The organism is Paenibacillus dauci (assembly GCF_000971985.1).
Taxonomy (GTDB): Bacteria; Bacillota; Bacilli; order Paenibacillales; family Paenibacillaceae; genus Saccharibacillus; species Saccharibacillus dauci.
Genome location: NZ_LAQQ01000009.1, coordinates 19,748 through 43,700 on the forward strand (window position 1 = coordinate 19,748; position 23,953 = coordinate 43,700).

The 23,953-nt window shown below is 47.5% G+C and carries 18 protein-coding genes and 1 other annotated feature; all 18 genes read right to left on the reverse strand.

Annotated elements, in window-relative coordinates; translation table 11 throughout:
- Positions 1–6 precede the first annotated feature (6 nt).
- Positions 7–2,676, reverse strand: a complete 2,670-nt coding sequence (locus WH46_RS21605) for a valine--tRNA ligase (RefSeq protein WP_046228332.1) — start codon at positions 2,674–2,676, stop codon at positions 7–9.
- Positions 2,677–2,833: 157 nt separating this feature from the next.
- Positions 2,834–3,102 (reverse strand) — a binding site (T-box leader).
- 140 nt (positions 3,103–3,242) lie between these two features.
- Positions 3,243–4,196, reverse strand: coding sequence for an RluA family pseudouridine synthase (locus WH46_RS21610; protein ID WP_046228401.1), 954 nt, complete (start codon positions 4,194–4,196; stop codon positions 3,243–3,245).
- Positions 4,197–4,210: 14 nt separating this feature from the next.
- Positions 4,211–5,512, reverse strand: a complete 1,302-nt coding sequence (hemL, locus tag WH46_RS21615; protein WP_046228333.1) for a glutamate-1-semialdehyde 2,1-aminomutase — start codon at positions 5,510–5,512, stop codon at positions 4,211–4,213.
- A gap of 152 nt (positions 5,513–5,664) precedes the next feature.
- Positions 5,665–6,666, reverse strand: coding sequence for a porphobilinogen synthase (hemB, locus tag WH46_RS21620; RefSeq protein WP_017814082.1), 1,002 nt, complete (start codon positions 6,664–6,666; stop codon positions 5,665–5,667).
- Between the two features lie 79 nt (positions 6,667–6,745).
- On the reverse strand, positions 6,746–8,302 hold the full coding sequence (gene cobA, locus WH46_RS21625; RefSeq protein WP_046228334.1) for a uroporphyrinogen-III C-methyltransferase: 1,557 nt from the start codon (positions 8,300–8,302) through the stop codon (positions 6,746–6,748).
- 4 nt (positions 8,303–8,306) lie between these two features.
- On the reverse strand, positions 8,307–9,257 hold the full coding sequence (gene hemC / locus WH46_RS21630; protein WP_046228335.1) for a hydroxymethylbilane synthase: 951 nt from the start codon (positions 9,255–9,257) through the stop codon (positions 8,307–8,309).
- On the reverse strand, positions 9,257–9,952 hold the full coding sequence (locus WH46_RS21635; protein ID WP_046228336.1) for a precorrin-2 dehydrogenase/sirohydrochlorin ferrochelatase family protein: 696 nt from the start codon (positions 9,950–9,952) through the stop codon (positions 9,257–9,259). The genes hemC and WH46_RS21635 overlap by 1 nt, the downstream gene beginning before the upstream one ends.
- Positions 9,949–10,776, reverse strand: coding sequence for a cytochrome C assembly family protein (locus WH46_RS21640; protein ID WP_046228337.1), 828 nt, complete (start codon positions 10,774–10,776; stop codon positions 9,949–9,951). Before WH46_RS21640 ends, WH46_RS21635 begins: the two co-directional genes overlap by 4 nt.
- Positions 10,777–10,790: 14 nt before the next feature.
- Positions 10,791–12,176 (reverse strand): glutamyl-tRNA reductase, encoded by a 1,386-nt coding sequence (gene hemA / locus WH46_RS21645; RefSeq protein ID WP_046228338.1) that lies wholly within the window; start codon positions 12,174–12,176, stop codon positions 10,791–10,793.
- Positions 12,177–12,529: 353 nt separating this feature from the next.
- Positions 12,530–12,934, reverse strand: a complete 405-nt coding sequence (gene speD, locus WH46_RS21650) for an adenosylmethionine decarboxylase (RefSeq protein ID WP_017814088.1) — start codon at positions 12,932–12,934, stop codon at positions 12,530–12,532.
- A 366-nt stretch (positions 12,935–13,300) separates the two neighbouring features.
- A complete protein-coding gene (locus tag WH46_RS21655; protein WP_046228339.1) occupies positions 13,301–13,882 on the reverse strand; it encodes a hypothetical protein in 582 nt (193 codons plus the stop codon).
- A gap of 207 nt (positions 13,883–14,089) precedes the next feature.
- Positions 14,090–14,779, reverse strand: coding sequence for a ribosome biogenesis GTP-binding protein YihA/YsxC (gene yihA, locus WH46_RS21660; protein WP_017814090.1), 690 nt, complete (start codon positions 14,777–14,779; stop codon positions 14,090–14,092).
- Positions 14,780–15,231: 452 nt separating this feature from the next.
- Complete coding sequence (gene lon / locus WH46_RS21665) at positions 15,232–17,568, reverse strand: endopeptidase La (RefSeq protein WP_046228340.1); 2,337 nt, start codon at positions 17,566–17,568, stop codon at positions 15,232–15,234.
- 326 nt (positions 17,569–17,894) lie between these two features.
- Positions 17,895–19,016 carry a flavodoxin-dependent (E)-4-hydroxy-3-methylbut-2-enyl-diphosphate synthase gene (gene ispG, locus WH46_RS21670; RefSeq protein WP_046228402.1) on the reverse strand — a complete coding sequence of 374 codons (1,122 nt, stop codon included), beginning with the start codon at positions 19,014–19,016 and terminating at the stop codon, positions 17,895–17,897.
- 150 nt (positions 19,017–19,166) lie between these two features.
- On the reverse strand, positions 19,167–20,423 hold the full coding sequence (clpX, locus tag WH46_RS21675) for an ATP-dependent protease ATP-binding subunit ClpX (RefSeq protein ID WP_017814093.1): 1,257 nt from the start codon (positions 20,421–20,423) through the stop codon (positions 19,167–19,169).
- 14 nt (positions 20,424–20,437) lie between these two features.
- Positions 20,438–21,028 (reverse strand): ATP-dependent Clp endopeptidase proteolytic subunit ClpP, encoded by a 591-nt coding sequence (gene clpP / locus WH46_RS21680; protein ID WP_017814094.1) that lies wholly within the window; start codon positions 21,026–21,028, stop codon positions 20,438–20,440.
- 413 nt (positions 21,029–21,441) lie between these two features.
- Positions 21,442–22,752, reverse strand: a complete 1,311-nt coding sequence (tig, locus tag WH46_RS21685; protein WP_046228341.1) for a trigger factor — start codon at positions 22,750–22,752, stop codon at positions 21,442–21,444.
- Between the two features lie 152 nt (positions 22,753–22,904).
- Positions 22,905–23,867, reverse strand: a complete 963-nt coding sequence (locus WH46_RS21690; RefSeq protein ID WP_046228342.1) for a hypothetical protein — start codon at positions 23,865–23,867, stop codon at positions 22,905–22,907.
- Positions 23,868–23,953 lie beyond the last annotated feature (86 nt).

A 23,953-nucleotide genomic window follows, 5' to 3' on the forward strand; every position in this document is an offset into this window, starting at 1 on the left:
TTCACCTTAACCTTTCAGTTCGGCAATACGGGCAAGAACCTTGTCGCGCTTGTCGGAATAATCAGCCTGCTTGGCACGCTCTTCCTCGATAACTTTCGCTGGTGCTTTGGATACGAAGCCCTGGTTGGACAGCTTTTTCTCCACGCGTTCCACTTCAGAGTTGAGTGTAGCCACTTCTTTTTCAAGACGTGCAATTTCCTGACCGATATCCAGCAGTCCTGCCAGTGGCAGATAGAGCTCCGCACCGGTTACTACAGAAGACATTGCCTTGTCTGGTGCATTCAGATCCAGACCTGATTGATATTCGGATGTATTGCAGAAACGCTGAATATAATGAGCATTGGACTCGATGATATCGAGTGACTTTTGATCATTTGCTTTTACCAGCAGTTCGATTTTTTTGCTCATTGGTACATTTACTTCCGCCCGGATATTACGTACAGAACGGATCATATCGATCAGCAGACTCATTTCTTCCTCCGCCGCTTTGTTTTCCAGTGCAGGATCGAATTCCGGCCATGCTGCCAGTGTGATCGTCTGACCTTCATGCGGCAGATGCTGCCAGATTTCTTCGGAAATGAACGGCATAAACGGATGAATCATACGCATCGTGCGGTCCAGTACATAAGCCAATACGGACTGTGTTGTTTTCTTCGCGGCTGCATCTTCTCCGTACAGAGACAACTTGGCAATCTCGATATACCAGTCACACAGATCATCCCAGATAAAGTTGTACAGCAAGCGTCCGGTCTCACCGAATTCATAAGAATCGATCAGGCGTGTAATATCGCGTGCCGTTTCATTCATACGATGCAGAATCCAGCGGTCTGCCGTACTCAAATTGCCAGTCAGATCGATATCTTCAAACGTGAATCCTTCCATGTTCATCAGTGCAAAACGGGAAGCATTCCAGATTTTGTTGGCAAAGTTACGGGACTGCTCTACACGTTCCCAGCGGAAACGCAGATCCTGTCCTGGCGTGCTACCAGTCGAGATCATGTAACGCATAGCATCTGCGCCGTATTGCTCGATAACTTCCAGTGGATCTACGCCGTTACCCAGCGATTTGGACATTTTCTGGCCATCGGAGGCACGTACCAGACCATGCATCAGTACATCCTTGAACGGGATTTGATCGGTAAACTCGATAGCCGTAAAGATCATACGAGCTACCCAGAAATAGATAATGTCATAACCGGTTACGAGCAGATCGGTTGGATAGTAGCGCTTGAGATCGGCTGTCTCGTCCGGCCAGCCCAGTGTGGAAAACGGCCACAGTGCCGAGCTGAACCATGTATCCAATACATCATCATCCTGACGCAGCGTTTTGCCTGCATGTTCAGGCAGATTGCTTGGATCTTCGGCAGATACAATAATCTCTCCTGTTTCTTCACAGTACCATGCCGGAATACGATGTCCCCACCACAATTGACGGGAAATACACCAGTCGCGTACATTTTCGATCCAGTTCAAATAGGTCTTTTCAAAACGATCCGGTACAAAATTGGTTCCTTTACCATTACGCTGTGCTTCGATAGCTGCGTCTGCCAGAGGCTTCATTTTTACGAACCATTGGGTAGACAGATACGGCTCAACTACCGCACCGGAGCGCTCGCTGTGACCTACCTGGTGAACATGATCCTCGATACGAATCAGTACACCAGCATCCTGCAGATCCTTGACGATTTGCTTGCGTGCATCACTGCGATCCATGCCTTCGTATTTGTCGGCATTCTCATTCATGATACCGCCTTCGTCCATAACTACGATCTGTGGCAGATCATGACGCTGACCCATTTCAAAGTCATTCGGATCATGCGCAGGTGTAATCTTCACAGCGCCGCTACCGAACTCACGATCTACATAATCATCGGCAATTACCGGAATTTCGCGTCCGATAATTGGAAGCACCAGCATTTTACCGATCATATCCTTGTAACGTTCATCTTTGGGATGAACGGCTACTGCTGTATCGCCCAGCATCGTTTCGGGACGTGTGGTAGCTACAGTGATCGAGCCGCTACCATCTTTGAGTGGATATTCCAGATGATAGAGGTGACCATTTACTTCTTTATATTCAACCTCGATATCGGACAGCGCTGTACGGGCTTGAGGATCCCAGTTAATGATGCGCTTGCCGCGATAGATCAGGTCTTTTTCATACAATTTTACGAATACCTGGCGTACTGCTTTGGACAGACCTTCATCCAGTGTAAAACGCTCACGGGAATAATCCAGGGAAAAGCCCATTTTGGCCCACTGTTCGTGGATCGTCTGTGCATATTTATCTTTCCATTCCCATACCTTCTCTACGAACTTCTCACGTCCCAGATCATGACGGGTAATGCCTTCAGCACGCAGATTCTGCTCTACTTTGGTCTGTGTAGCAATACCGGCGTGATCGGAGCCCGGCAGCCATAGAGCATCATAGCCCTGCATCCGTTTGGTACGGATCATAATATCTTGCAGGGTAAAGTCCAGTGCATGACCAATATGCAGCATACCTGTTACGTTAGGCGGCGGGATTACAATCGTATACGGCTGTGCATCCGGACGCTGGCCTGCACGGAAGAAATCATTTTCCATCCAGTAATCGTACCATTTGCGCTCGGCCGATTTGGGGTCATACGTTGTCGGCATGGATGTTCCTGCCGGATTCGTGTTTGGTTCTGTCATACAGTTCCCTCCATAATTATCATATAAGTAAATGTGTACACTCTCTGCATGTACGAAGCCGCCTGTTGCGGCTGCCGTGCCTGCGTATAAACCGTGTATGATGGGGTTGGGCAGTTATTCTCCAGTAAGGCCAGGTCAACAAAAAAAGCCCTTCGTCTCAAAGGACGAAAGGCCTGGCTCTCGTGGTACCACCTTTGTTTCGTTATCCGTGTAGCCTAATAGCCGGACAACGACACTCTAAGGCAGATAACGGCTGCTACCGGTTTATTCTACACCTGCTACCGATCATCAAGATCAGACAAGCCTGGTCTCAAACAAACAACTCCCGGACGACTTCGACGTATCGCATCCTACAGAACCTCTCAGCGCAGCAGTTCCGCTCTCTAAAGGCCGATCATGTCTACTATTTCCGTTCATAGTTTTTGAAATAATTTTCACTCAACATCATAACTTGTGAGCGCATTAAAGTCAATAAAAAAGCTGACATCTGGTAGGAGGTCTACCGGATGCCAGCTTAATTGCCTATAGGTTCCAAGGAACCCCGATTTTATCAAAAGAGTGCAGAATCATTCCTTTTCAATCAGCTTGAGGTCTTCAGTCAGCTTCATCATATCTGCAGGCCATGGATCATTTACAACGATCTCTTCTGCTGTCCAAGGATGAATGAAAACAAGCTGTTCGCCATGCAGTGCCTGACGATTCAACAAATCGCTGCGGCCGCCATACAGTGAATCTCCTATTAAAGGATGTCCCATACAGCTCATATGCACACGAATCTGATGTGTACGACCAGTCTCCAGCTTCAAACGAACGAGACTGGCGGCTTTGGTCCCTGCTATCTTTTCTATATAGGTTACCGCAGACTGACCGCCAGGGGATACCCGGCGGCGCTGCTTGTGATGACGATCTTTGCCGATCGGCTCATCGATCACGGTCAGCTGTTCATTTACATTACCCTGCACCAGCGCGATATATCGTCTGCCAATATCTTTGTCCCTCATCTGCTCGTCCAACAGGGAAAGGGCAAATTCATTTTTGGCATATAATACCGGTCCTGTCGTATCTTCATCCAGGCGATGTACATGACGCACCGCACAATCCTGTCCCGTACTCTCATAATGAGCGGCAATTGCATGGGCAAGTGTGATACGCGTATCCTGCGGATCAGAAGGATGCACAGCCATACCTGCAGGTTTGTGCGCGACGAGCACATAGTCATCTTCATACAAAATTTCTGCCGGATGATCATAGCGAGGTTCAAAACCATATTCTACAGCCGGGAACAGACGCAACCGGATGCGATCTCCATTGATCTTGATTTCTCCCTTTGAATGCAGTCTACCCAGCAGCTTGGCTGGAAAAGAATGGCTTTCCAGCCACTGCATCATACGGGTATGGCGCTGCTCGGTCTGCTGCAGATCAAGCTCTTTACCAGGCATGACTTCCAGCCATTCTCCCCGGCGTTCAGCCGCGGGACGGCTGGATTGAGGCGAATGGTTATTACTATTGTGGTCGTCCATATGGGATACCATCGTTATAGTGACTTCATCACATCACGATGAATCGAGATGGTCTGTTCAATATCTTCATCGCTATGCACGCCCGATACGAACATACCTTCAAATGGAGAAGGAGCCACACTAATCCCGCGATCCAGCATCGCGCCGAAATAGCGTTTGAACATATCCATATCACTTGCTTTGGCTGTATCGTAATTGGTTACCGGTCCTTCGGTCAGGAATGGACATACCATCGAACCTACACGGTTAATCGTCAGCGGAATTCCCGCTTCACGTGCGTTGGCTTCGAATCCTTCCTGCAGACGAGCGGAGATTTGCTCCAGACGGGCATATACTTCAGGAGTCAGCAGACTCAGTGTAGTATAACCAGCTGTCATCGCGAGTGGATTACCACTAAGCGTACCTGCCTGATAAATAGGGCCTGTTGGTGCAATCTGCTCCATAATCTCGCGTTTGCCGCCATATGCGCCTACCGGAAGACCGCCACCGATCACTTTGCCCAGACAGGTCAGATCCGGCGTCACGCCAAAACGTCCCTGCGCGCAGTTGATATCTACGCGGAACCCGGTCATTACTTCATCAAAAATCAGCAAGCTGCCGTATTGGGAAGTCACTTCGCGCAGTCCTTCCAGGAAGCCTGCCGCTGGAGGAACAACGCCCATATTACCGGCTACCGGCTCTACAATAATACAAGCGATATCTTCACCAAAGCGCTCGAATGCCAGGCGTACCGAATCCAGATCGTTATAAGGAACGGTAACCGTATTGGAAGCAATAGACTCCGGTACGCCGGGGCTATCCGGCAATCCCAGTGTTGCTACACCCGAACCTGCCTTGATCAACAGGCTGTCGCCATGACCATGGTAAGAACCTTCGAATTTGAGGATTTTATCACGTTTGGTATATCCTCGTGCCAGGCGAATTGCACTCATGGTTGCTTCTGTACCGGAACTTACCATGCGCACAATATCGATTGACGGTACACGTTCAGCGACCAATTTAGCCATACGTGTCTCAATCTCGGTTGGGGCGCCAAAGCTGGTACCTTTTACTGTAGCTTCCTGCAGCGCACGCACCACTTCCGGATGGGCATGTCCCATAATAAGCGGCCCCCAGGAACCAACATAATCGATAAATACATTCCCATCGATATCGTACAGTCGGGAACCTTCTCCACGATCTACATACACAGGAGTCAGACCTACCGTTTTAAAAGCGCGTACCGGACTGTTAACGCCACCCGGAATATACTGTTTGGCTTCTTCAAAAGCTGTACGCGAGTGTTCATCACGGCGTACGGAATTCATATTGTTCATTGATTAAGCACCTCCATAAATGGTATCAAATGAAACAGACGAGCGATGAGCGGACAGACCCGATCATCGCTTCAACTGTATTCATTTTCCCTGTCCCGTATATTTACCCGTTCGGTTCATTCACAATCCCGAATACACCGATCAGGGATATCTTATTCCTCGCGCAGCCAGCGTGCTACATCTTTGGAGAAGTACGTAATGATCATATCTGCTCCGGCACGTTTGAAGCCCAGCATCATCTCGGTTACGATACCACGCTCGTCGATCCAGCCCTGCTGTGCAGCAGCTTTGACCATTGCATACTCACCACTGACATTATAGGCGACCAGCGGCAGATCAAAATTCTCGCGTACTGCGCGCAGTACATCCATATAAGCAAGTGATGGTTTGACCATCAGCATATCTGCACCTTCCTGTACATCGCTCTCTGCTTCACGCAGTGCTTCACGTACATTGGCAGGATCCATTTGATAGGACTTGCGATCACCGAATTGTGGTGCGGATTGAGCAGCTTCACGGAATGGACCGTAGAATGCGGAAGCATATTTAACCGCGTAGGACATAATCGGAATGTCCTGGAATCCTGCATCATCCAATGCTGCACGAATCGCATACACAAATCCGTCCATCATATTGGAAGGCGCGATAATATCCGCTCCAGCCTGTGCCTGGGATACAGCCGTTTGCGCCAGCAGTTCCAGCGATTCATCATTATCTACATCCGCATGAATATGACCATCGATCTCATGAGCATGTACGACGCCACAGTGGCCATGATCGGTAAATTCACATAGACAGGTATCAGCGATTACTACAAGCTGAGGATAATTGTCCTTGATATAACGAATAGCCTGCTGCACAATACCTTGCTCTGAATACGCTCCGCTACCAACACTGTCCTTGGTCTCGGGTACACCAAATACCATAACAGCCGGAATGCCCAGCTCTACGATTTCCTGGATCTCTTCGCCAATACGATCCATTGAGAAATTATATACACCCGGCATAGAGGAGATTTCCTGTTTTACATTCGTTCCATACGTAACAAACACCGGCTGGATAAAATCCGTTCTGTGCAGCCGGGTTTCGCGAACCATACTGCGGATCGCTGCAGTTTTGCGTAGACGACGATGACGTGTAAAAGCTTGACTCATAATAATACTTCCTCTCTTGTTTATAAAATAAAGCCGACCTGCTCAAGCGGTGGTCGGCATACGATATGTCGATCATTCATTATTGGGACTGGAGAGATATACTCCCCGCATTCCAGCGGCACAAAATATCAATCAATCCATCCAGCGTAGACTGCTCGGCCATCAGCCCTACCTTCAGTCCTGCTTGTTCAGCCGTAAGGGCTGTCTGCGGTCCGATACAGGCAATTACCGAATGCTGCAAGGTATCCACCGGGTTATCGAAGCCCATTTTGCGCATAGCCGCCAGCAGATTCGTGACTGTCGATGAACTGGTAAAGGTAACAGCATGGATCGCCTTTTCTTCAAACAGCTTGCGTAGTTCGATATCATCCTCGTCTACCATAACCGTCTCATACGTATCCACTTCGGTAACGTCCAGCTGCATCTGTCTTAGCGTATCCGGAAGCCAAGAGCGTGCCAGATCACCGCGCGGCAGCAGAACGCATTGTCCCGCTTCCAGCTGACCGTTCAGACTTTCCAGCATGCCTTCTGCATGGAACTTCTCCGGCAGTGCCACTGCCGTCAGACCATGACTACGCAAGGCAGCAAGCGTTGCCGGTCCTACAGCTACGAGCCGAGCCTTATGCAGGGATCGTATATCCCGTCCCTGCTCTTCCAGATGACGGAAAAAGTAATCGACACCATTTACACTGGTGAAAAATACCCAGTCATACTTGGACAGCTGAGAAAATGCCTGAGTAATCTGCTGCTTGGCAGATTCGGCAGCAGGCATCACGGTCTCGATCACCGGATATTCATACGGCTCTCCACCCAGTTCATCGATACGGTCAACCAGTTCACTTGCCTGACTGCGTGCACGCGTGACCAGAATCCGTTTACCGAACAACGGCAGCCGTTCTGCCCATTTCAGATGCTCACGTTGATTAACCACTTCGCCGACAACAATAACAGCTGGCGGCTTGAAATTGGCAGCCGTTACCCGATCGGCAATATCCTTGAGTGTGCCTACAAGTGTATCCTGCTCGGCCCTTGTTCCCCAGCGAACAAGCGCTACAGGTGTATCTTCCGGTCGTCCATGGCGAATGAGCTGCTCACTGATGTAACCGATCTTGGCTACGCCCATCATAAAGACAAGTGTTCCAGTAGCGTTAGTCACCTTATCCCAGTGAATGCTCTCGTCCAGCTTGTCCGGACTCTCATGCCCGGTAATAATCGATACGGAAGAAGCATGGTCCCGGTGGGTTACCGGAATGCCTGCATAAGCCGGTACAGCAATAGAGGAGCTAATACCCGGCACGATCTCGTACTCTATTCCATGCTGACGCAGAAGATCTGCTTCTTCGGCTACTCTGCCGAAAATCGTCGGATCGCCACCTTTGAGACGAACGACGGTTTTGCCCTGTAATGCCAGATCGACGAGCAGCTGATTGATCTCTTCCTGCTTCATCGTATGACGGTCAGGCAGCTTGCCCACGTAGATCTTTTCCGCTCCCGGTTTGGCCTGCTTCAGCAGCCTCGGACTTGCCAGACGGTCGTATACGACCGCATCGGCCAGTCCGATGCATTCCCAACCACGCAGCGTAATCAGCTTTAAAGCTCCGGGCCCTGCGCCCACCAGATACACTTTGCCGGTCATTCCTTCATCCCCTAACTTCTGCCAGAATCTGATCTGCTCCACGAAGAATTAACTGATCCGCTACAGCAAGCCCAAGTTCTACGGGATGAGTGCCCTGCAGCGTTTCTTTCAGTATGATACTGCCATCCGGTGAAGCAACCATTCCCGTCAATTGTATAACGTTTTGATCCGCTTGAGAATCCGGTGTCAGCAAGCGTACGGCATAAGCACCAATCGGTACCTGACAGCCGCCATTCAGCTTGGCCAGAAACGTACGTTCCGCCGTCACAGTAAGTGCAGTCAAATCATCGTTATACAAAGAGAGCAGCTGCAGCATATGCTCGTCATCTGCACGGCATTCCACGCCGAGTGCTCCCTGCCCTACAGCAGGCAGACAAATATCTGCAGGCAGATAAGCGCTAATCCGGTCCGACCAGCCCATCCGGTCCAATCCGGCAGCTGCCAGCATAATTGCGTCGAATCCTTCACTCTCCAGCTTGCGCAGCCGTGAATCGATATTTCCGCGAATCGATTCGATCTGCAGATCGGGACGATAGGCTTTGAGCTGACTTGCACGGCGCAGACTGCTGGTGCCGAGTTTGGCACCAATCGGCAGTTCATCCAATCCACCGCCGCTGCGGGTAATCAGGCAGTCGCGTGGATCGACCCGTTTGGGAATCGCTCCATTGACCAGTCCATCTGGCAGTACAGAAGGCATATCCTTCATACTGTGAACAGCCATATCGATCTCGCCATTTAGCAACGCCTGTTCGATTTCCTTAACGAACAATCCTTTACCACCGACTTTGGAGAGAGTCACATCCAGGATCTGATCGCCTTTGGTCACGATCTTTTTGATTTCAAATTCCACTTCTATTCCATGCTGTCTGCCCAGCTCTGTCAAAGCATCTATAACATGTCCAGTCTGGGTCAGTGCCAGAGCACTTTGCCGGCTTCCTACGATTATTTTGCGCATTAGGTTATCTCTCCCCGATGTTGTGCGATCCACTCTTCAATCCGAGGTTCTTCCCACCAGCAAAACTGTTCCTGCCGAATCTCCTCCAGTATATCCAGCTCTGAAGCTCGTTCCAGCAATCGCCTGCGTTCTGCCGGGTCCTGAACCGCTTGCTTGATCCGGTGGCGCAAATAATAAAGAAATTCAATATAAGTCTCATATTCCTCGCCAAAATGCTGCTCCAGCTCGCCAGCCAAACGGCGTCCTACCACAGGTCCCGCTCCCGAAGTTGTAATCGAAGCAATCAGACGCCCACGGCGAATAACCATTGGATTAATAAATGTACTGGATTCGTGATGATCTGCTACATTCACAGGAATACCTGCAAATCGTGCTTCTTCTGCTACCTGACGATTAACCTGCGCATCTACTGTTGCCGCATGAACAAGAAAATAACGCTTTGTTCCGTTATGTTGCAATTCTGCAGAACCAGAGATATCACCAGACTCATAATGACGTGCAATCCAGTGAATCTGGCTCAATTGGACCAGTTCCTGCAATTCAGTAGTTAATATGGGGCTGATTACTGTGATGACCGCGCCGCCGCGCAGCAGGTTGCGCGCTTTGCGCTCTGCTACCGTGCCGCCTCCCACAATCAGGCAATGCTGATTTCTACAATCCAGCATTACAGGAACGTAAGGAACAACATCACTCATACGCCCACCCACTGGTGAAACGCCGACCATGTATTGGCAACAAAATTAAGAATAAATACGACATAACCAGCAATCGCCCAGCGAGCCATAACTACAGCCGAATAATTGCGCATATGACGCGTGGCAAAATAGGCAATATACACACATAAAGCAAGCAGTGTAAAGACCACTTTGAGATCCAATAGCAGCACGTAGCGTCCTTCTGCAAAAATGGACATTAATGCCACAATCAGTGATACGATCAGCAGTGGTGTACCGATAAGCATGGAAGTGTATGTATAGCGCTCCATACTCTCCAGGCTTGGCAGCCGGCGTACGGTATTATCCCATTTTTTCTGCTTGAGTTTGCGGTGCAAAAACAAATACATAGCCGCAAAAACCGCTGCTACCGTATAAAAAGCAAAACTCAGATTAGCCAGTGCTACATGCAGGATCAATAGACCATGCACCGTATCCCAGCCCGAAGGCAGTGCCCCTTCACCGGGAGAATGCAATCGATTCTGAACCATAGCACAAAAGCCGATTACATTTAACAGCAATACGGCATAATCAGTCTTGAGTACCCTTTCGATAAAAAAGGAAATCAATATTAAAATAAACGTAAGGAAAAAGAAAAAATCATACGTTGAAAACAGCGGCAGCGTCTTCTCTTCTACGGTGCGAATCGTAATACTCGCCAACTGGATAATAAATACCAAAACAAGAAACCCTGTGCCCGTCCGCTTCGCCCTCGGATTGCGACGTATGCAATCCGAGAAATAAAACAGAAGGCTCAGGGCGTATAAATAAATAATAATATCGTATAACAGGTTAAACAGCGTCAAAGCAAATCACCTGCCTATAAAATTGCGGGAGCAAAGGATGCCATGTTTCCTTCAGCAACCGGTGAATGGGATGGCATAGAAGTCCGCTCGGAAGCAGGCTTGCTTACACTAGTTGATTCGGTAAGAGACTGTGTCTGTTCTTCAAGTGCGAACAAACGCGTGAACAATTCCACGGTCTCTGCGCCATTTTTCTCGGCAGCCATTTCCTTGACCCGGTTAATCGGCTCGTGATTCATTTGATTGACAATACTCTTGGTCAGACGGCTGATTACTTTACGCTGTCTTTCATCCAGCTCTGGGAGCTTGTTGAACAGGCTTTCCAGTGTCTCTTCATGAATACGTGCACCACGCTCCTGAAGAGCGCGGATTACCGGTCTGACACCGAGTGTTTTCAGCCACTGCTGGAACACTTCCATCTCTTCGCGAATCATGCGTTCAATCTTGATCGCTTCGGCACGACGCATCGCCATATTGCTCTCTACAATGCCTTCCAGATCATCAATATCATACAGGAATACATTGCTGATTTCGCCAATTGCCGGGTCAAGATCACGGGGAACCGCGATATCAATCATAAAGAGAGGACGTGATTTGCGCTGCTTCATGCTTTCTCTGATCATACCCGGATCCAGTACGTAGCCCTGTGCGCCTGTCGAGCTGATCAGAATGTCTACTTCATGCAGACGCTGAACTGCTTCGTCCATCGTGCATGGTGTACCGTTAAATTTGTTGGCCAGCTCCTGCGCCCGTCCCAGTGTACGGTTCGCTACAATCACTTCTGCCGCTCCGTTCGCGTACAGATGCTTGACGGTCAGCTCGCTCATTTTGCCTGCGCCTAGAATCATAATAACCTTGTTATGGAAAGCACCAAAAATACGTTTACCCAGCTCCACTGCAGCATAGCTGACCGATACGGCACTCTCGCCGATCATCGTCTCTGCATGCGCACGTTTGCCAAGCGTAACAGCTTGCTTAAACAACATATTAAACCATGTGCCCGTCGCTTTGTTTTCCTGAGCCAGCTGGAAAGATCGTTTGACCTGTCCCAGAATCTGGGTCTCTCCCAGTACCATGGAATCCAGTCCACAGGTTACCCGGAACAGATGGTCAATGGCCTGCTCATCTTCATATATATATAAATGCTGCGTAAATTCCTGACGGGAAATACCAAACCACTGCTCCATGAAGCCGCGGATAAAGTGTCCACACATATGCAGACGGTCCAGTACAACATAGATTTCCGTACGGTTGCAAGTTGCTACAATGGTGCCTTCCAATACACTTTTGGTATCCTTAAGCTGCCGGAGAGCTTCCGGTAATTCTTCATCCGCAATGGCAAACCGTTCTCTTACTTCAACCGGTGCTGTGCGGTAGTTGAGTCCGACAACAATAATGTGCATTGCAAGTTCACCCACCTAGTCTAAAAATTGTAACTTATCATTTTCGTTCTTCACAATACGTTAATTATATCACAGCAAAAAGGGCAATTTCGCCGTCTTTATGAAATGTTTATGAAATCCCGACATATCTTCATGCATTATTTAATTAAATTCATGGTTATATAGCCGATATCATGTACATTATTTTACCTACTGTATTATGTCGGTGATATTCTTCTATTTCTTTAACCAATTCTGCATAGGTTGCAGCCAAAAATCCATACATATAAAAAGGCATCTGATACACAGTACCAGATGCCTTTCGTTCGTGCGGTATTCATTTTCATTCTTTGCCCGTTTAAAGCAAAGCCTTATTATCGATTAATCAGTTCGCTGGATTGCATTACTGGAGTCTCGACTTGCAATTCTCCAAGACCACGAACCAGTTTTTTGGCATACGTTTTTTCAGGCTTTAGAACGGACACCAGGTAGTCGATCGCCAATTGTGGATCTACGGTTTCTCCGCAGGTATAACAGTCAATAGCCGCGAATCCTCTCTCAGGATACGTGTGAATCGAGAGGTGACTCTCCGACAACAAAACAAGCACTGTCGCCCCTTGTGGTTCAAATTGTTTGGATTGAACAGACATTACGGTTGCACCGCAAGCCTCAGCTGCTTCAACCATCTGAGCCTGCAAATATTCTGCACTGTTCAGCAAATCAAAATCTACACCCCAAGTATCAACAGCAACGTGTCTTCCGAAAGTTGAGTATTCCATCTTCCGGTTCCCCCTTCCTAGGAATAAAATGTTTGGAAATTTCATCCGCTAGGACCTACGTCATTCACTTCCCGAGGGAATAATCTCTCGCAACATTACCATGTCCTGAGTGAATCCTGGTTCCTATGTTATTTTCAACGAGATTAAAAATAACATCTATCGACACGAATTGCAAGCTTTTTTCGAATATTTTTGTGGGATGAGTAAGTCCATGAAAAAGCCCGGCTTTATGCGAGTTTACCCAATCTGGCAGCTGCCCAACCAGCGGTGATTCCTTATACATTTTCGTGCATAAATATAATAAAAGACCATCCATCTAATAACGATGAATGGTCGATATACATGTTAGGATATGTTGGTTCCTATTCAGGCTTCCAGGCTAAATAGCCGTCTTGCCTGAAGCTGCAGTTCCCGGTCAATATCCTCGTAGGGACCTGCGGAAGCATTACGCTGATCCAGCAGTTGATCCACAATCCGGCGGACCAGTTCGATGTCCGTCTCAATCGATGTGGATTGCAGGCGACTCTTGAGCTCCAGCGAAGCATTTTTCTGCTGGTAGATCAATTTCTCGCCTTCTGCCGTATGCTCGGTGATCCTCTGCACAACACCCTGTTCATAATCATATATCATTGTGAATCCTTTGTAGATGCGGTTCACAATGCCTGAGCCCTTAAAGGCAACAAACAATTTACGAATCATATTTGTTAAATGCGGATTTACCAAGCGGAAAGACAACTCACAGACATAGCTTCCTTCTTTGAGGTCAAAAGGTAAATGAACTTCCTCACCATTACGGGTACCAAATACCACTTCCTGAATACCATTATCGAGTATTTTTACCCGGTGATGGATATGGGGGTCTTCGGCATAGTGGATAAACTGGGACATTTGCTCTTTCGACAACTGTAAACTGGCTTTGATATACTCTGTGGCTAACCGCTGAGCCATAAAAATCTCCTCAATTCTATTGGCATTCCAATATATTCATTATTATACATCAATCATGAACGGTATTGCCTGCCACCCGAGTCAACAATTTTCATCATATTTCAGAGAAAAACGGATTAATCGCTGTAAAGAACGAGAGAACGCCCTTGATGCTCCATTTTCCTCGCTAAATACCTTGTTTTGCGGGTTAATCTATGAGTTTATGGCTTACTGGGAAGGAATATCATCTTCTTCACGTTCGTGGTGGTTGCTGCTTTCTTCGCTCGTAGATAGAGATTCTGATTCTTCCTCTTCCAACTCGTCTTCATCGGGGGCAAAGGCATGACGTTCGATGATGGACCATAATTCATCCTTACCCAGCCCGGTCTCTGATGAAAACAATACAAAGTCATCTTCCGGTACAAAGCCCAGATCTGTTTTGACGACTTTGATGTGTTTGTCCCACTTGCTGCGCGGGATTTTATCGGCTTTGGTCGCTACGATACAGATATTGCAATCGTAATACTTGAGCCAGTCATACATCATAATATCGTCTTTGGACGGAGCATGACGCAGATCGATCACGAGAATTACCAGCTTCAGCGGCTCGCGCTCCAGCAGGTATCTTTCGATCATTTTGCCCCAGGCTTCCCGCTGGCTTTTGGATACTTTGGCATAGCCGTAACCAGGAAAATCGACGAAATACAGCATTTCATTGATCAGATAGTAGTTCAGATGCTGCGTTTTGCCGGGAGTTGCACTGGTACGTGCCAGATTTTTGCGGTTAATCAGACGGTTGGTCATTGAGGACTTACCTACATTCGAGCGTCCGGCCAGAGCGATCTCCGGCAGACCATCTTCCGGATACTGATCCGGACGTACAGCACTGATAATAAATTCTGCGTTGTTTACTTTCATAAGTTAGAAATCCCTTTCGTATATAAAATAAAATGAACGACGTGTGATGAAGCTCTGTTAGCGTGCGCTGACGGCCGTATCACAAATGTGCCCGTTACCTTCGTATCTTGCAGCTTGCCTACCGACCCGATTCGCTTCTAGCCTAGTATATCATCTTTTGCACGCTTGCAGGCCTTCTTAATCTGCTACTTCAACTAGAGCCTACCAATTAAGAAGCAAGAAGCCTTTTGCGGCAAAGGGTCAGGATTAATGATATTAGAAGCTTATAAGCTTAGAATCTCACAGTCCCCAACTACAGCGGATTAGATTCTAATGCAAAAAGCGGCATCGCTCGCCGCTGTCTGGGAGCGATGCCGCTATATCGGATGACTAGCGCCATCTTTCTGTATGACACAGTTACTAATAGAGTAATTTACATCTATTCGAATAGGCACTTTCACCGGTATTATTCGTTAATGCAGTGTTGTCTCACGCACCAGAGCATGCTCCAGCACCTGATCCATGGTTGCTACCGGGACAAAAGTCAATTCTTCCTTGATACTATCGGGAATATCCTTTAGATCGCGCTCATTATCCTGCGGCAGCAGAATTTTCTTGTAACCCGCACGGTGTGCTGCCAGCGTCTTCTCTTTGAGACCGCCGATAGGTAGTACTCTGCCGCGCAAAGTAATCTCGCCGGTCATTGCAACTTCCTTGGACACATAACGTCCGGTCAGCGCGGAGATAAGGGCTGTTGCGATCGTAATCCCTGCCGAAGGACCATCTTTGGGAATAGCACCTTCGGGAATATGGATATGAATATCATTTTTCTCGTAGAAGTCTGTCGGGATATCCAGCTCGCCTGCTTTGGAGCGGGTATAGCTGAATGCCGCCTGGGCGGATTCCTTCATGACATCACCGAGCTTACCGGTCAGCATCAGTTTGCCGCTGCCGGGCACCACTGTGACTTCAATCGTCAGCGTCTCACCGCCTACTTCAGTCCATGCCAGTCCGGTCACACTGCCGATCTGGTCTTCTTTCTCCACCAGCCCATAGCGGAACTTCGGTACACCGAGATAATCCTTGATATCATCCGGAGTAATCGTTACCTTTTCCAGTTCATCGGAGACGATGGCGCGTGCAGCCTTGCGGCATAATGCAGCGATTTGCTGTTCAAGGTTACGTACACCCGATTCCCGGGTATATTCGCGCACCACCTTAAGCAGTGAATCTTCGCCGACTTCCAGCTGTTCTGCTGTCAGACCATGCTCCTCGGTCTGTTTGGGCAGCAGGTACTGTCTACCGATCTGCAGTTTTTCCAGTTCCGTGTAGCCGGGAATATAGAGCATCTCCATCCGATCAAGTAGTGGGCGAGGAATACTCTGTACACTATTCGCTGTGGTCACGAACATCACATTGGACAGGTCAAACGGTACCTCTACGAAATGGTCACTAAACGTATTGTTTTGCTCGGGATCAAGTACTTCCAGCAGAGCCGCAGACGGATCGCCGCGGAAATCGGAGGCCATTTTATCGATCTCATCCAGCAGAAAGACCGGATTCATACTGCCAGCATTGCGCATACCCTGAATAATACGACCAGGCATCGCACCGACATAGGTACGGCGGTGACCACGGATTTCCGCTTCATCGCGTACGCCGCCCAGTGAGATGCGGACAAACTCGCGTCCGAGCGACTTGGCAATCGAGCGTGCCAGTGAAGTTTTACCTACCCCTGGTGGACCAACAAGACACAGAATCGGTCCTTTAAGCTTTTTAACCAGCTTTTGCACAGCCAGATATTCAAGTACGCGTTCTTTTGGCTTATCCAGACCATAGTGATCTTCATTCAGAATCTGCTCGGCATGATGCAGATCCAGATCATCGGTTGTACACTTATCCCATGGCAGACTGAGCAGCCAATCCAGATAATTGCGGATAATGCCACCTTCGGCTGAGTTCGCAGGTGTTTTCTCCAAGCGATCAATTTCTTTTTCGATCTTCTCCTGGACTTTCTCCGGTACTGTCAATTCAGACAGCTGCTGACGCAGTTCTTCCGCTTCTCCGGCTCTGCCTTCTTTTTCACCCAGCTCTTTCTGAATAGCCTTCATCTGCTCACGCAGATAGTATTCACGCTGTGTTTTTTCCATTTGCTTTTTGACGCGCTGGCTGATTTTGCGTTCCAGCTCCAACACTTCACGCTCACTATGCAGTATATCCAGCAGACGCTCCAGACGCATACGTATGTCTACAGCTTCCAGGATATGCTGCTTGTCCTTGATTTTGATCACCAGGTGGCTGGTAATCACATCTGCCAGTCGGCCGGGCTCTTCAATATCGGATACGGCAGCCATCGTCTCGGGAGTCACTTTTTTGGATAGATTAATATAATGTTCAAATTCGGTCAGCACCGTGCGCATCAGGGCATGAACCTCAGGATCATTATTCTCTTCCTCTGTCAGTTCTCTGGCCTGTACCTCGTAATACTCTTCATTGTCCATATATTCAATTATTTCGGCACGTTCCAGACCTTCTACCAGTACCCGAATCGTACCATTGGGCAGCTTGAGCATCTGACGTACCTTGGCAATTGTACCTATTTTGAAAATCTCATCCGGACTCGGTTCTTCAATATTAACCTCCGACTGGGAGCAGAGAAGAATCAGGTTATCATCGACCATCGCCTTTTCTAAGGCCTTCACGGATTTATCCCGCCCTACATCCAGATGGAGCACCATGCTTGGATACACGAGCAGTCCTCTTAAAGGCAGCAAAGGAAAACGACGCGCCTTGTTTTTATGTGGTCCCATCGCTTTCGTACCTCCTGTAATTCGTGCATATTATACTGCCTATATCATTCCTAGTTTAACAAATATCACATCGAAACACCAATGAGCGGCAATCCAAACTGAAAAAAAGATACTGACAGAAGCAACTACCTTCTATCAGTATCTTGATCTGCACCGACAGACTTGCTATACGTCTGCCTGACGCCAGTATTACCTTTTATATAAAATTTAAAATTGCAGATAATTGATATTTTTAAATATACTTTCCAATCATGTACCCGTCTGGTCAAATGACGTTCCTGTATGCACAAGCTGTCTTGCAAATACCTGCGCACTACCTGATTGTCTTATGGCTGTACAACAGGAGCATGACGCTCTTCACGTCCAGGAATCTTGCCGGTCGCTTCAAAAGCTTCTACGATAGCATCAATTTCCTTTTTGAGTTCTACAACCATATCCGCTTCTGGTACTTTACGAATCATTTTGCCATAACGGAACAGCAATCCTTCACCACGAGCACCGGCAATACCGATATCCGCTTCTTTGGCTTCACCAGGACCATTAACTGCGCAGCCCAGTACGGATACTTTGATCGGCACTTTGAGTTTGGAGATATAATCTTCCACTTCATTAGCAATAGAGAACAGATCAATATCCAGACGACCACAGGTTGGGCAGGATACGAGTGTTGCCGCATTGGAAATCAGACCAAACGTTTTGAGCAGCTCACGAGCTACTTTTACTTCTTCTACAGGATCTGCACTCAGGGAAATACGCACTGTAGATCCAATACCCATTGACAGCAGAGCACCTATACCTGCGGAACTCTTGATAGTACCCGTATGCAGAGTACCTGCTTCAGTAATACCCAGGTGAAGCGGGTATGGGATAACTTCTGCCGCTTTGCTGTAGGCAGCAATTGCCATCGGTACATCCGAAGCTTTGAGCGATACGATAATATCATGGAAATCCAGCTCTTCCAGAATACCGATATGGAACAGTGCACTTTCAACCATCGCTTCCGGTGTTGGATAACCGTATTTCTCAAGCAGATGATTTTCCAGAGAACCGGCATTTACACCGATACGGATAGGGATATTTTTTTCTTTGCAGGCACGAACAACCGCTTCGACTTTTTCGCGTTTACCGATGTTACCCGGGTTAATCCGCACTTTGTCGATACCGTTCTCGATCGCCAGCAGAGCAAGCTTGTAGTTAAAATGAATATCGGCAACAAGCGGAATATTGATGCGTTTTTTGATCTCTTTAATCGCAGCAGCCGCTTCTTCGTTGTTCACCGTTACACGCACCAGCTGACAACCCGCTTCTTCGAGGCGCAGAATCTCAGCGACCGTCGCTTCCACATCTGCTGTCTTGGTGGTGCACATACTCTGGATCAGAACTTCATTGTTGCCTCCAATAGTCAGATCTCCAACTTTGACAGGTCTTGTGTTTTCTCTCAAAAACATGGTTTCTTCTCCCTTGCATTTGGGCTTAACCGCAAACCAGCCTTTATCCTGCAAATAAGGAAAAAGGCCGGCGCGATATGATTTATACATCATGGAAGTCAGCAGGCTGGATGACATTAGACAGTTACCAATGTCATCCGTTCCTTTTGATTACGCGCTTTCTTCCTGCTTTTTGTCTTTACCGGTCTGGAGCTCAGGTACAACCTTGCTTTCCACAACCTGTTCTGTAATTACACATTTGGTTACATCGTCACGGGACGGCACTTCGTACATCACATCCAGCATAATGCCTTCGATGATAGCACGCAGACCACGGGCACCAGTGTTACGTTTGATCGCTTCACGGGCAATAGCTTGCAGTGCATCCGGTTCGAATACCAGTTCTACATTGTCCATTTCCAGCATTTTGGAATACTGTTTGGTCAATGCATTTTTCGGTTCGGACAGAATACGTACCAGTGTCTCTTCATCCAGAGGTTCCAGAGCAGAGATAACCGGCAGACGTCCTACAAATTCCGGGATCAGACCGAATTTGAGCAGATCCTCAGGCAGTACCATACGCAGGTATTCGCCAGCTTTCAGCTCTTTTTGACCTTGATTTTCGGAATTAAAACCAATTACTTTTTTACCGATCCGGCGTTTAATGTATTGTTCCAGACCATCAAATGCACCACCAACGATAAACAGGATATTGGTCGTATCGATTTGGATAAATTCCTGATGAGGATGCTTGCGTCCGCCTTGTGGTGGAACCGAAGCTACAGTACCTTCCAGGATTTTGAGCAGTGCTTGCTGTACACCTTCACCGGATACATCACGAGTGATGGATGGATTTTCGGATTTACGGGCTACTTTATCGATTTCATCGATATAGATAATGCCGCGTTCCGCTTTTTCCACATCATAGTCTGCAGCCTGGATCAGTTTGAGCAGAATATTCTCAACGTCTTCACCAACATAACCTGCTTCTGTCAGGGAAGTCGCATCTGCAATCGCAAACGGCACGTTCAAAATGCGGGCCATTGTTTGCGCCAGCAGTGTTTTACCCGAACCGGTTGGTCCTACGAGCATAATGTTACTTTTTTGAAGTTCAACATCTTCGATCTTGCTTTGCGAATTCACACGTTTGTAGTGGTTGTATACCGCTACAGACAGGGACTTTTTCGCTTGATCCTGACCGATAACATACTGGTCAAGAATAGAACGGATCTCCTGTGGTTTCGGGATATCCTTGAGATCCAGCTCTTCTTCGTGACCAAGCTCTTCCTCAACAATCTCCGTGCACAGTTCGATACATTCATCACATATATATACACCGGGACCCGCTACGAGCTTGCGGACCTGATCCTGTGATTTGCCGCAAAAAGAACATTTAAGCTGTCCTTTTTCATCATTGAATTTAAACATGTCTACACCCCTTCTTAGCTTGTGAGCGGACGAGTAATAACCTGATCGATTAATCCGTATGCCTTGGCTTCTTCAGCTTCCAAGAAATAGTCACGGTCCGTATCACGCTCAATTTTGTCCAGCGACTGGCCTGTACGCTCTACATAAATTTGATTAAGCTTCTGACGCGTCTTGATAATCCATTCCGCGTGAATTTTCATATCCGATGCTTGTCCGCTGATTCCACCAAGTGGTTGGTGAATCATAACTTCACTGTTTGGCAGCGCAAAACGCTTGCCGGGTGCACCTGCTGTAAGCAGCAGAGAGCCCATGCTTGCGGCCATACCCATACAGATGGTGGACACATCAGGCTTAACAAATTGCATTGTATCGTATATACCCATCCCTGCTGTGACAGAACCACCGGGAGAATTGATATACAAATGGATATCTTTTTCCGGATCTTCCGCAGCGAGGAATAATAATTGTGCAATAACAAGATTGGCTACATGGTCATCAATCGCCGTATTTAAAAATATGATACGGTCCTTGAGCAATCTTGAATAGATATCATAAGATCTTTCGCCTCTACTGGTTTGTTCAACAACCATAGGTACCAGACTCATAGAACCAACCTCTTTCTTTTCGGGGAATATGACGACAGATATATATATTAGTACGAAAATACGAATACAGATTCTATTTTAACATGTACACTGCGTCATGTCATTTTTTCGAAGATGAATATTTGGAAAACATTCATCATATAATAGTACCCATGTTTATAGTGCCAAACGCTGGTGGTAAGATATTTTGCTGCGCAAAAATCACTTTTTATTGGAGCAGGACCAAGTCGCGTTTATGGTGCCAAACGCTTGATGTAAGATATTTTGCTGTGCAAAAATCACTTTTTTATTGGACTAGAACCTATCGCGTTTATGGTGCCAAACGCTTGGATAAGGAAAATAAGGCACGTCATTAATACGTGCCTTATTGGAAAAGGTTGCAAAAAATGCAACGCGGTTATGAAATTGTGAAATTACGCTTGTTCAGCTGCTGCTTCTACTTCTTTGCTGCTATCTACCAGCAGTTCGATTGTTTTGCGCAGTTTGATTTCTTCGGACAGGCTTGCAAGAGAACCGTTCGCGGACAGGATGCTGCGAACTTCTTCTGCGCTGCGTTGGAATTGGGAAGCCATTTTCTCCAGCTCAGCTGTTACTTCGTCTTCAGAAACTTCGATGTTCTCTTCTTTTGCGATTTGCTCCAGAACAAGGTTGTTACGAACACGCTTGGAAGCTTCTTCTTTCATTTGCTCTTTCAGGTCGTCTGTTGTCTGGCCGGAGAAGCTGGAGTACATGTCCAGGTTCATGCCCTGTTGACGAAGACGGTTGTCGAAGTCGCGAACCATGTTGTCGGTCTCGGAGCTAACCATAGCATCCGGGATTTCGATTTCAGCATTTTCAGCTGCTTTTTCTACAACTGCTGCTTCTTTGGCTGCTTTTACTTCGTTTTCTTTGCGGGAAGCGATTTGCCCTTTCAGATCGGCTTTGAATTCGTCCAGTGTGTCGAATTCGCTAACATCTTTGGCAAACTCATCATCCAGCTCAGGCAGGTTTTTGCGTTTGATTTCATGCAGTTTTACTTTGAACACAGCTTCTTTGCCAGCCAGTTCAGTTGCATGGTAATCCTCAGGGAAAGTAACTGTTACATCTTTGAAGTCGCCAGTAGCCATACCAACTACTTGCTCTTCAAAGCCCGGGATAAAGGAGTTGGAACCCAGCTCCAGAGAGTAACGCTCAGCTTGTCCACCTTCGAATGGAGTACCGTCAACAGATCCTTCGAAATCGATGGATACTGTGTCGCCATTCTCAGCAGCGCCTTCTTCAACAACAGACAGCTCAGCGTGACGCTGTTGCAGACGCTCCAGCTCGCTGTTGATGTCTTCGTCTGTTACTTCTACTTTGGATACTGGAACTTCCAGTCCTTTGTAGTCGCCCAGTTTTACTTCTGGTTTTACAGTTACTTTTGCTTTGAATTTGAAAGGTTGGCCTTTTTCGAACTGCTCGATTTCGATTTCAGGACGGTCAACCGGGAAGATATCAGTCTCATCGATTGCTTCGGAGTATGCTTCCGGCAGCAGGATGTCGATTGCATCATTGTACAGGCTCTCTACGCCAAAACGCGCTTCAAAGATAGACCGTGGTACTTTACCTTTACGGAAACCTGGTACACTTACTGTTTTGCCTACTTTATTAAAAGCTTTATCGATTGCTGCGCTTACACGCTCAGCAGATACTTCTACTTCAAGAACGCCAAGGTTCTTTTCTGTTTTTTCCCATTTTGCTGTCATTTCAAGAATTCCCCTCCAAAAAATATTAACATGAATTGATTATTGAAATTGTATACATTTCACGTGCAGAATAACCACTATAGTATATACAACAATTCATGTTTTATCAAGTTTGTTTCTGCACTGTATCCAGAGGTATCATGCATCCGCGGTCAGCGGGGCATCTGGCTCGATACAAACTGGTGGATTGCGCGGTAAGCCTGTTCGTAACGGAAGCGGATGCTGTCCGTCACTCCGTACATATTACGCGTCTCTTCTTCGTTGCTGCTGCCTTCGAGCGTCTCTGCTACCGTCTGGTGCAGAGCAGCTGCCCAGATATCAATCTCCGCATCATCACCGCGTGTGATCCAGATATAGTTCTGGGTGCCATAGATGCTCATAATAAACTGCGTCCACAGCTCCTGGGCAAAGTAAAACAGATTCGGCGCACTGATCTCGGCCTTGTCGGATACCCGCTCCAGAATCTGAATGATAGTCAGCGGAAACTCGGTCGGATCAAGCGGCACAGTCTCGACTTCAACATCTACCCGTTCATGCTGATGCATAAAAGAAACGGTTCCACGGTAACCACGGCGGCGAAGCGTCTGCAGAACACGGAACTGAATCAATGGATGAATCTGATGATCTTTCTGCAGCCATTCAATCAGACGCTGTTCGATATCCGGCTGATCCAGATAAGAGAGCTGTTCAAGCGCCAGCAGCGTACGCTCTGATACCGGACGCTCCATCGCTGTCTTGAGCAGCTTCTCTTCATATAACCGGTCTTCGGACTGCTTGAGCCGGATACGTTCGCGCATAATCTGTTCATTATTCGCAGCAGGTTCTTCATCCTCTGCAGCATCCAGACCCTCAAAATGGTCATGGGAAGACTCTGGGAACGTCGTGCGCAGCCATCCGAGCAGCGACTCCCATTCTTCCAACTGACGCTGATCCTGTCCCTGGCACTGCAGCAAAAACTCTAGCAGACTAATGGCTTCATGATAGCGCTCTGTCTCAAGCATATTGGTTAATTCAACCTGATAATAGTCGAGTGTCTTGGGAAACAGGACTACATTCCGATTGCTGTCTGTATGTGAATTTGTTGAATCCGTAATAACGGCACCTCCTACATTCATCACATCGTTTGTGATTTCATGATTATAGCACAGCTTCCTTCCTGCTCAAAAACCCAGGCTGTCTCCTATATTGTATATAAACCATA

Coding starts and splice junctions, on each gene's coding strand:
- WH46_RS21605 (WP_046228332.1), bottom strand. CDS start 2,676: ATGACAGAACCAAACACGAATCCGGCAGGAACATCCATGCCGACAACG.
- WH46_RS21610 (WP_046228401.1), bottom strand. CDS start 4,196: ATGGACGACCACAATAGTAATAACCATTCGCCTCAATCCAGCCGTCCC.
- hemL (WP_046228333.1), bottom strand. CDS start 5,512: ATGAACAATATGAATTCCGTACGCCGTGATGAACACTCGCGTACAGCT.
- hemB (WP_017814082.1), bottom strand. CDS start 6,666: ATGAGTCAAGCTTTTACACGTCATCGTCGTCTACGCAAAACTGCAGCG.
- cobA (WP_046228334.1), bottom strand. CDS start 8,302: ATGACCGGCAAAGTGTATCTGGTGGGCGCAGGGCCCGGAGCTTTAAAG.
- hemC (WP_046228335.1), bottom strand. CDS start 9,257: ATGCGCAAAATAATCGTAGGAAGCCGGCAAAGTGCTCTGGCACTGACC.
- WH46_RS21635 (WP_046228336.1), bottom strand. CDS start 9,952: ATGAGTGATGTTGTTCCTTACGTTCCTGTAATGCTGGATTGTAGAAAT.
- hemA (WP_046228338.1), bottom strand. CDS start 12,176: ATGCACATTATTGTTGTCGGACTCAACTACCGCACAGCACCGGTTGAA.
- speD (WP_017814088.1), bottom strand. CDS start 12,934: ATGGAATACTCAACTTTCGGAAGACACGTTGCTGTTGATACTTGGGGT.
- WH46_RS21655 (WP_046228339.1), bottom strand. CDS start 13,882: ATGGCTCAGCGGTTAGCCACAGAGTATATCAAAGCCAGTTTACAGTTG.
- yihA (WP_017814090.1), bottom strand. CDS start 14,779: ATGAAAGTAAACAACGCAGAATTTATTATCAGTGCTGTACGTCCGGAT.
- lon (WP_046228340.1), bottom strand. CDS start 17,568: ATGGGACCACATAAAAACAAGGCGCGTCGTTTTCCTTTGCTGCCTTTA.
- ispG (WP_046228402.1), bottom strand. CDS start 19,016: ATGTTTTTGAGAGAAAACACAAGACCTGTCAAAGTTGGAGATCTGACT.
- clpX (WP_017814093.1), bottom strand. CDS start 20,423: ATGTTTAAATTCAATGATGAAAAAGGACAGCTTAAATGTTCTTTTTGC.
- clpP (WP_017814094.1), bottom strand. CDS start 21,028: ATGAGTCTGGTACCTATGGTTGTTGAACAAACCAGTAGAGGCGAAAGA.
- tig (WP_046228341.1), bottom strand. CDS start 22,752: ATGACAGCAAAATGGGAAAAAACAGAAAAGAACCTTGGCGTTCTTGAA.
- WH46_RS21690 (WP_046228342.1), bottom strand. CDS start 23,867: ATGAATGTAGGAGGTGCCGTTATTACGGATTCAACAAATTCACATACA.